Consider the following 7,380-nt stretch of genomic DNA (forward strand, 5'->3'; position numbering starts at 1 on the left):
TGGGCCTATCTGCGCGACGTGCTCGCTCGGCTGCCCTCCCACCTCAACAGCCGCATCGACGACTTGCTGCCTCATCGCTGGCAGCCGCCGCAAGGCCCGGACTGATCAGGGTTGCCTGACGGGGGACCGCTGGTCGCTCACGATTTACCAGATTCCCCGGTAATTGAGGGTATGCCCAGAATTGGACCGACCCCTAAAACGGGCAAGTCGTGAAAGGGGCGACGGCATGAAACCTGTGATCGTCACAGGAATGCGACCCTCGATTGAAACTAGGGTGGGGTCTGTGCAGTTCTGCACCGTCCCCGCTCGCAGGGTCACGCGATCAGGTTCTCAAGAATCGCCTGCGTGTGTTCATCGTCCATGCGGTCCTCCCCGTCCTCAGCGAGAAAGCGCAGCACGTCGATTGCCTCCGCCTTGGTGCGGGGTCGGATGTGCGCCAGCTCCGCGAAGACGAACCGTTCACGGGCGTAGACCTCGTGGGCGTGCTCGACGTAATCAAGCGGGCGGCGCAGTTGGTACAGGTCATTCCAATATGCCAGCTCGAACAGGCAGTCGTCCAGCGTCATCGGCAGAAGATCGGGGCGGGCCTTGAACCGTTGCGCTACCTCTGCGGGGTCGATCCCGTCAAGCGTACCGCCACCATCAAGCCCGTGCAGAGTCTCAATGCAGAATTGTTCAGCCTCGGTATCCGCCAGCAGTGCAGCGGCAGTGCCAAACCGCGCCAGCCCTTCGGCCCTGGTGGTCGCGTCCTTGGTCGCCTTCTTCGCTGCGGCCTTCAGGTCAGCAAACCCAATCGAAGCGAAGACGGCGGCCATATCCCCCTGACGGGCACGAATCCACATCATGTAAGCGGTTTCGAGTTCCTTCGGTGGCGTCTTGATCCGCTTGACTGCTTCTAGTGCCTTGGCGATGTGGTCCGGGTGTTCGGTGGCGATGACGGCACGCAGCCACAGCATTGCGTCAACGTCAGGAATACCCGTTACACCCTCCAGCGCCGGCAGTTCGGGCGCCAGTGCTACGGCTGTCGATTCGCTGGCCTTGATCGGCGGAAGGGTCATCAGTGCCCGTAGCGCCTCGTTGTTGCCCAGCCGGACACCAGCGCGGGCCATCCAGCTCTTGACGGTTCCGGACGACACGCCTAGTTCATCGGCGATCTGTTTCAGGCTATGCGTGCGGCGCAGTGCGACGGCACGGGCGACGGTGGCGGGATCGGTGGGCTTCATTGGTCAGCATCCTATGCAACAGGGGAGTTGCAGCAATGATAGGTGCCTCATGAGTTACACGCAACACCCATGTTGCATCACTACTGATAATTCGGGGTTATCGCTAGTTGATCCGCTTATCAGGGGTCGATCTATGTAACCCGCTCGCCTCGAACCCTGTAACTCTCGGACAGGCAGACGAAAGAAAACCCGCGCTCGGCGGGCCTCGGTTGGATCGTGCGGGGTCAGGCGATGATGAACGACCCCGAGAACACTGCGGTTCCGTGTGCGCTGGACTGTGTCGTGAATGTCGGCAGCATCGCCGCGCCGGTAGTGGTCAAGGCTCCCGTGCCGAAGTTGCCCCCGTTGGCGTAGGCAATCGAGAAGGCGGACGGCATCGCCAGCGCCGTGAATGGCAGGCCGTCAATCCGCGTGGACCCTGCGGCGCTGCTGTAGCTCCCTCCCGCCTCAGGCGTGGCCGTGACCGACCAGACAGCCAGCTTTCCAGAGCGTGCCCAGCGTCCGGCCATTGTCACCGTGCCGGACTGTGCCGCGCCTACCAATACCGGCGTGAACGACCCGGATGCATCGGCAGCAGCGGCCAGCGCCTCAACGGCAGCCAGCCGGGCACCCTGCTCGGTCAGCGTGCCCTCAGCAGTTGACAGGCGGCTACCGTGTCCGGACTGGGCGATGGCGAGCGTTGACAGCCGGGAATCGACTTCTCCGGCCAGCTCTTCCAGGTTGACAGCGGCCCACCTGCTTGACGGGTCGCGCAGGGTCACCATTGCCGCGCCTTGAGTTGCGCCACCTCCAGCAAGGTCGGCGCGCAGGGCGTCTGTCAGCGTCTTGGCAGTACCCAGCGCCTCGGGACCGGTCACGCCGTCCACGTCCCATTGCAGACGGTCTGACGAGTCCGTCAGGCGCAAGCGGTAGGCACCCTCACCAAGCCACACAGAAGCCTCACCACGGGCATTGAGAACAATTGGATTGGTCGTGTGTGCAATCGACAGCGCGGCATCCTGAAAGGCGACCTTGGGCGTCGTGGTGCCCGATGCCATCGTCCACAGCAGGCCACCGACAAGGGGTGCGCCCGTGTCGGTAAAAGCAGCAAAGCGCGGGGATTGAAGGGGTGCTGTCATGGTTGGGTCAGGTAGGCGACGGGAGCGCACTGGAGCGCCTCAACGTCAGCGCGGAGAAGGTCTACAGCGTCCAGCAGCTCAGAGATACGGGCAGCCTGCGAAAAGGCGCGGGCCTCAAGTGCGGCGATGCGCACGGACTGGGCATCAACGACGACAGACATCGATGCAATGGTGCCGTCTGCAGTGTCGAAGTCCCGTCCAATCTTGTGCCCGTCCGACAGGAGAAACTGCACCCATTCCCGCGTGACCATGCCCGTGGTTCGGTCAACCATCGGCAGGCGAATAGGTAAAACTCTGTTCCAGTTTCGTGCAGTCATTTAGTCGCCTTTACAGAGTCGCGGGCGCGCGCGCAATCGCGGCTGGTAATCATCAGCTTGCGACGGTCACGGGCCAGCTTCTCAGCCAGTGCAAGCCGGATGTATTCCGAACGGCAGCGGCGGGCCGGGTGTTGCCTGTTTTCCCACAGCAGGGAATCTATTTGCTCAACCAATGCAGTCGGCACCGATGCAATCAGCCGCTCTACCGGCACGCCCTCGAATCGTCTCGCCATCGTCACAACACCCCCAGCAGTTCAAGCAGATGAAGCACCAGCCACGCCAGAAGGCCACCCACCACCAAAGCCGATAGCTCTTCAAACATGGCGTTGATACTGTGTTTTCATACAGTAATTGTCGCTTAACAAGTCATCGGGCGTCAATTGATACCGGGCCTTTTAAGGCGTTAGGTTCATTCCGCCGACTTGATGCCGGCAGCGGCTCGCAGGCTGCGGAAATTGCCACCCGGCGTCCTCTCAAACACCAGCAGAAGCAATGCCTCTTGGCGTTCGGCTTCGGTTGCTTTGTGGAAGCGCCGGCACTGTCCAATACCAGCCGGCAACGCCAGCGTGTCACCGGCCAGCGTGGCGGTCATCTGGTGCCAGCGATCGGCACCCATCACGCACCCCTCGTCGGCAGGAACACCGGACAGTGGCGCAGTTCGTGCAAGTCGCGGGGGTCGAACGACTGAATCGGGCGAGCAGTGCAGCGACGTGCAGACAGGCGGGAGCATTCGAGGCAGGCATGCATACCCAGCCCCGTGCGGTCCCTCATCAGCAGCCGATCGGCGATCACCTCCGCGTCATCCAGGCTGTAGCCGGCTCGCCGGACAACGTTGACGCGCTGCGCCATCCGGGAAATCTCGGCATCGTCCAGACCGCAAAGCATCCGCACATCCACCTTGATGAAAGGCATCGGTACCGGCTTGCGCTTGGCATCGTTGGCGGGCGGGCGGCGCAGCAGTTCCAGCAGCGCGGGCTTGTTGGCGCGGATCTGATCGCGGTCGGTGTCGGTCAGGACATCGGCGGGAGCGACAAGAAGGCGCCCCTCTGTGCCAGCCGTGACCGACACGCCACGGCCAGACAGCTCACTCAGCAGTTCAGCAGCGTGGCTCATTCTCAGAATTCCTCAGTCGCGGGGGTGGCAACAGGGATGGCTTTCACCGTCTCGGCAGGTAGGCGCGCGATTCGCACGCAGTACCCTTGTTTGCTGCGCCCCCGGTCCTTGATGTCGATCCCGATCAATCGCATGGACGTGGCGAGCCTGCGCAGCGCGTCGCCCATGCCCTTTGCTGACATCGGCCACGCTTCGCCGGTAGGGCGGTAGTCACCAAGCGTATGCATCAAATCCTTGACGGTGCCGTCAAACCCATGAGGGCGAGCCTCCAGCATCGCCACCAACGCCGCGCCGACAGGTGACGCCTCAATCGTGCGGTGTACAGACTCGACACGCATGGCGGTGTAGGCGGCCAGGAACTCGCCCGGCTGCTTCCCCAGCACGCGGGCCACTGCTTCACCCAGCAGCGTGAAATCGGCCATGCGCGGCAGTCTTTCCGCCGGAATATCGACGGACGGCAGCACGGCCAGCGCCGACACGAACAGGTCAAGCAGGGCGCCGACAATGCGCGGGTGTTCGGCCTTGAATGCCTCTTCAATGGCTCCACCTGTGCGGCGGTGCGTCACCGTAGGCAGCTCGACCAGAATGGCGCGGTCGATCAGATCCTGCGCGGTAATCACTGCCGCGATGCCGTTCAACATCACAGGGCGCTTGACCTGAATCACCGTCTCATCGCAAGTCGTGAACAGGGTCCGGGTTGCCACTCCGCCACCCGTCGCCACGGTGCAAAGCGCGTCCTGTTGCGCTGGCGTCAGGTGAGAAAGGTTCTCATACGAAACCGTGTGCGAGCTACGGGCGGCGACCCACATGTCCTCAACCGTCTTCGGTGCGGCGCGCAAGTTCACTTGATTCGGGTCGAACAGGTTGCGCAACATGCTGTGCGTGCAGCTCTTGCCCGTGCCTTGACCGCCGAACATCAGCAGCACCGGATAGGCGGTGTCGGGGCGCAGGCATTCGACCAGGAACGCCGCCACCGTCACCCGGTCTACCTCGGGGATGTTGACCAGTTCCCACAGCGCCGACAGATCGCCACCGGGCGCAGGCTCAGGCAGCGGGCGCATGGATGCCGAGCGGGTGAACAGCGGCGCGTCTCCACCTTGCACGATGGCCCATCCATGCCGGTCGATCCGCACAGATCGCCATGCGTCGTCAGCCAGGTCAAGCCAGTACGTACCCGGTTCCGTGGTCGCCACGCGCAGGAAAACCGCCTTCTCTGCGCCGTCGAACTTCGCTTGACCGGCCAGCGTTGACAGTGCGGTTTTGACAGCGTTCTCACTCGGGGCGCGGTCGGTGTCGCGGTAGTGCGCGAAGCTCAACCACTCGCCGAACGCCTTTGACCCGATGTGCAAGGTCTGGCGCACGTTGCCGTCATGGATGACCGCGTATGGTTCGCCGTCCGGATCGTGAATGAACTCAGCACGGGAGCGGGCAAGCTCGATAAGGGCATCGGCCACGCCATCGGGGCCTGACTCTTCGCCACTGGTCCGCATCGCCCGGTCAAGTTCGGTGATCGACACCTTGGCGCCCTTGAGGCCGGCACGGACCCGCATCCAATCGGCCAGATTCGCCTCCTTCAGCGAGCGAAGCACGTCAAGTGCAGAGTCTGCAAATGGTGCGCCCACGTCGCCGGCCACGGCTGCAGCCAGGATCTCGCGGGCATGGTCCATCGGCGATTTGTCGGCGGCCTCAATGCTCGCCATGTCGGTGAAGTCGTGTTCTTTGGCGCTCACTTGGAACCCCCTTCTTCTTCGGCGCCGACAGTCGCGGCAGTGTTGCGAGCGAAAACCACATCGGCCCAATCAGTGCCGGGTTCGCTGGGTGTCTTCGTCGTCACAGTCAGTCCGGCAGCATGGGCACGGCTTCGCAGCTTCTTTGCCGAGTCGGTGCCGGCTTCGTCGTGGTCTGCCCAGATGACAAGATGCCGGGTTGCTGCGGGCCATTGCCAAGCGGCCAGTGCGCCGGCTGAATAAGCCGCACAGACGGGCATCCGGCCACCGTGGTGCGCGGCCAGGGCGGTCTCCAGACCCTCGGCCACACCGATCACGCCGCGTTCATCAGGCGAGTTCCACAGCGCGATGCCGGCACCGGCCAGCGGCCCGCACGTGCGAGTCAGCTTCTTGACGGGCCCAGGCACGTCCGCCTTTCGCCCGTCCCGTGTAAGCCATGTCCTATGGATCGACACCAGCTCTCCGGCCGGGTTCGTAATGGCGGCCACCATCGCCGGGAATCGGCCGATCTCTGCCCCGTCATGCCAGTACGGGAGGCTCGGCACGTAGCGCAGGGCAGCCGGCAGCGGCCACAGGACTGCGCCCAATCGGCGCTTGAGGTACAGCGTCACCGGGTCGCCGGGTTGCAGCGCATGGGCGCGGGACCACTGAACCGCGATGTCTGCCGAGTTTTTCGCCCATGTCTCGCGCTGCTCAGTCTCGCGGCGCAGTCGCTGGGTGCGCACCATCTCAGCAGCGGCGGCACGATCCGCATGGGAAAGCGCCTTCCCGCCCTCGGTCCATGTGGCTGATGTGCCGTCGATCCATGAACCGAAGACGGCGGTTCGACCGTCGGCGAATAGCTTCACCCACAGCGGCTTGTTTCGCCCACCGAAGCGCAGGAACTCGCCGGGGATGATCTCGCGCTCGGGAGCTTGACCCAGTGCGGCGCTGATGGCGTCAATCAAATGGCGGCTCATCGCGAACCACCCGCGGCCAGGGCGGCAGAAATTACGGGAGCGGCAGCAGTGCCCAGCCACGCGGCGTAACTGACTGAGGCCAGCAGGGCGCAGACGATTGAAGGAATGAGGTTCTTCATGCTGCGCCGCCTTCGAGGATGAAGCCGGTTTCACGCAGCCACAGGGCGCGGCACTGCGCCTTGCGATCGGAGTAGGACAGCTCTCGGGCAAGCATCCGCATGTTCAGGCGCTCAATCTTCGCAAGCAGCTTCAGATCCTCGGCGCTCAGGTTGTCGCGGCTCCATTTGGTCGAAGTGTCGCCACTGAAGGCGAATCGCATCAGCTTCGATTCGTTGGTGTAGTGGTGGCGCTCGGTAATCTTGCCCTTTGCTTCCCGGCACTCCTTCAGCATCTCGACCACGTTCAAGAAGTCGCTCTTGCTGGCAAGGCGTGCCGGCTTCCACTCTGGTGCGGCTCGTTGTGCCTTAAGGCGGGCGAGTTCGGCAGTGACGCGCTGAAAGGCAACAATGAACCGCTCGCGCAGGGAAACCGCCTTCTTGCCGGTGAAGCCCATCACCAGCGCAGTGAACCCGGCTTGCGTCAGGGTGAACATGCGTTGCACCTTGCCGCGGTCGTCGGCGTAATCTCGTGGCTCAAAATTGAGCCGCCAGAACTCCGGCGACAGGTCAACCTGAATCGCGTCGATCGAGCGCAGGACGTTCTTGTGTGACTTGCCGAACTCGGTAGCCACTAGGCGCGAGTCGGTCATCGGTTGACCGCGTGCCACGGTAACGAGTGCTGCGGAGGGGCTTTGTTGCATAACCCAGCCGAGGCTGAGTTTCCCCTGACCCCAGACGGAGTTACGCCACAGCCCGCGTCACCGGGGTGCCCAAGTGGGTGAAGCGGTTGAGCACTGCGGCCCGCACCTGCAACTCCACCACCTG

10 protein-coding genes are annotated in these 7,380 nt (G+C 63.4%); 1 reads left to right on the forward strand and 9 read right to left on the reverse strand.

Annotated elements, in window-relative coordinates; all coding sequences use genetic code 11:
* On the forward strand, nt 1-105 hold a 105-nt coding region (locus RMP06_RS07010), incomplete at its 5' end, for a transposase domain-containing protein (protein WP_310461069.1).
* Nucleotides 106-314: 209 nt separating this feature from the next.
* On the opposite strand, the gene RMP06_RS07015 is transcribed toward RMP06_RS07010, so the two are convergent.
* The 9 genes from RMP06_RS07015 to RMP06_RS07055 form a co-directional block, all read right to left on the reverse strand.
* The gene (locus tag RMP06_RS07015) at nt 315-1,223 is read right to left on the reverse strand and encodes a sigma factor-like helix-turn-helix DNA-binding protein (RefSeq protein WP_310461060.1); all 909 of its coding nucleotides are present in this window, start codon (nt 1,221-1,223) and stop codon (nt 315-317) included.
* Between the two features lie 224 nt (nt 1,224-1,447).
* Nucleotides 1,448-2,341 carry a hypothetical protein gene (locus RMP06_RS07020; protein ID WP_310461061.1) on the reverse strand — a complete coding sequence of 298 codons (894 nt, stop codon included), beginning with the start codon at nt 2,339-2,341 and terminating at the stop codon, nt 1,448-1,450.
* Entirely contained in the window at nt 2,338-2,658 is a 321-nt protein-coding gene (locus RMP06_RS07025) for a hypothetical protein (protein ID WP_310461062.1), read from the reverse strand. The genes RMP06_RS07020 and RMP06_RS07025 overlap by 4 nt, the downstream gene beginning before the upstream one ends.
* Nucleotides 2,655-2,891, reverse strand: coding sequence for a hypothetical protein (locus RMP06_RS07030; RefSeq protein ID WP_310461063.1), 237 nt, complete (start codon nt 2,889-2,891; stop codon nt 2,655-2,657). The genes RMP06_RS07025 and RMP06_RS07030 overlap by 4 nt, the downstream gene beginning before the upstream one ends.
* A 176-nt stretch (nt 2,892-3,067) precedes the next feature.
* Nucleotides 3,068-3,274: a hypothetical protein gene (locus RMP06_RS07035; protein WP_310461064.1), complete on the reverse strand. Its 207-nt coding sequence runs from the start codon at nt 3,272-3,274 to the stop codon at nt 3,068-3,070.
* Nucleotides 3,274-3,771, reverse strand: coding sequence for a TubC N-terminal docking domain-related protein (locus tag RMP06_RS07040; RefSeq protein WP_310461065.1), 498 nt, complete (start codon nt 3,769-3,771; stop codon nt 3,274-3,276). The genes RMP06_RS07035 and RMP06_RS07040 overlap by 1 nt, the downstream gene beginning before the upstream one ends.
* A 2-nt stretch (nt 3,772-3,773) precedes the next feature.
* Nucleotides 3,774-5,501 carry a hypothetical protein gene (locus RMP06_RS07045; protein ID WP_310461066.1) on the reverse strand — a complete coding sequence of 576 codons (1,728 nt, stop codon included), beginning with the start codon at nt 5,499-5,501 and terminating at the stop codon, nt 3,774-3,776.
* Entirely contained in the window at nt 5,498-6,457 is a 960-nt protein-coding gene (locus RMP06_RS07050; protein ID WP_310461067.1) for a DUF7146 domain-containing protein, read from the reverse strand. The genes RMP06_RS07045 and RMP06_RS07050 overlap by 4 nt, the downstream gene beginning before the upstream one ends.
* Before the next feature lie 115 nt (nt 6,458-6,572).
* Nucleotides 6,573-7,256 carry a Rha family transcriptional regulator gene (locus RMP06_RS07055; RefSeq protein ID WP_310461068.1) on the reverse strand — a complete coding sequence of 228 codons (684 nt, stop codon included), beginning with the start codon at nt 7,254-7,256 and terminating at the stop codon, nt 6,573-6,575.
* Nucleotides 7,257-7,380: the final 124 nt, after the last annotated feature.

The organism is Sphaerotilus sp., from assembly GCF_031429695.1.
Classification (GTDB): Bacteria; Pseudomonadota; Gammaproteobacteria; order Burkholderiales; family Burkholderiaceae_C; genus Sphaerotilus.

Bases quoted from the DNA above. Each gene is read 5' to 3' on its own strand.
- RMP06_RS07015 (WP_310461060.1), bottom strand. From the start codon at position 1,223: ATGAAGCCCACCGATCCCGCCACCGTCGCCCGTGCCGTCGCACTGCGC.
- RMP06_RS07025 (WP_310461062.1), bottom strand. From the start codon at position 2,658: ATGACTGCACGAAACTGGAACAGAGTTTTACCTATTCGCCTGCCGATG.
- RMP06_RS07035 (WP_310461064.1), bottom strand. From the start codon at position 3,274: ATGGGTGCCGATCGCTGGCACCAGATGACCGCCACGCTGGCCGGTGAC.
- RMP06_RS07055 (WP_310461068.1), bottom strand. From the start codon at position 7,256: ATGCAACAAAGCCCCTCCGCAGCACTCGTTACCGTGGCACGCGGTCAA.
- RMP06_RS07020 (WP_310461061.1), bottom strand. From the start codon at position 2,341: ATGACAGCACCCCTTCAATCCCCGCGCTTTGCTGCTTTTACCGACACG.
- RMP06_RS07050 (WP_310461067.1), bottom strand. From the start codon at position 6,457: ATGAGCCGCCATTTGATTGACGCCATCAGCGCCGCACTGGGTCAAGCT.
- RMP06_RS07040 (WP_310461065.1), bottom strand. From the start codon at position 3,771: ATGAGCCACGCTGCTGAACTGCTGAGTGAGCTGTCTGGCCGTGGCGTG.
- RMP06_RS07030 (WP_310461063.1), bottom strand. From the start codon at position 2,891: ATGGCGAGACGATTCGAGGGCGTGCCGGTAGAGCGGCTGATTGCATCG.